Source organism: Desulforhabdus sp. TSK, from assembly GCF_022836495.1.
GTDB lineage: Bacteria > Desulfobacterota > Syntrophobacteria > Syntrophobacterales > Syntrophobacteraceae > Desulforhabdus.
In genome coordinates this window covers 1-517 of the sequence record NZ_BQXM01000131.1, presented here as the reverse complement: position 1 = coordinate 517, position 517 = coordinate 1, and the positions used below count along the sequence as shown (strand labels likewise).

The window sequence follows — 517 nt, the reverse complement described above, 5'->3', positions numbered from 1 at the left end:
GGCGGCCTGCTGGTCCTCCTCGGAGAGGCAGAAGGAGTAGGAGTCCTTCATGATGAATTCGCGGCCGCGCAGCAGTCCGGCCCGGGGGCGGGCCTCATCCCGGTACTTGGTCTGGATCTGGTAGATGCTCAGCGGCAGATCCTTATAGGAGGTGTAGAGGTCCTTCACCAGCAGGGTGAATGCCTCCTCATGGGTGGGAGCCAGCAGGTAGTTGAACTCCTCGGGCTTGCCGGCCGCGTCCTTGGGGATCCTGCGGTCGGCCACGCGGAAGATGTTGTCCCCGTAGTCCTCCCAGCGGCCGGTGGCCTCATAGGGCTCCTTGGGCAGCAGTGCGGGGAAGTGGACCTCCTGGGCGCCGATGGCCTCCATCGCCGCACGGACGATCTGCTCCACCTTGGCCAGCACCTTCAGCCCCAGCGGCAGCCAGGAGTAGATGCCTGGGGCTGAGCGGCGGATGTAGCCGGCGCGGACCAGCAGCTGGTGGCTGGCGACCTCGGCGTCGGCGGGGTTGTCGCGC

General features: G+C 67.1%; 1 protein-coding gene. It reads right to left on the bottom strand.

Annotated features, from left to right (window positions below):
- A partial coding sequence (locus MWC30_RS21835) for an aminoacyl--tRNA ligase-related protein (RefSeq protein WP_304512236.1) occupies nucleotides 1-517 on the bottom strand: 517 nt, incomplete at both ends.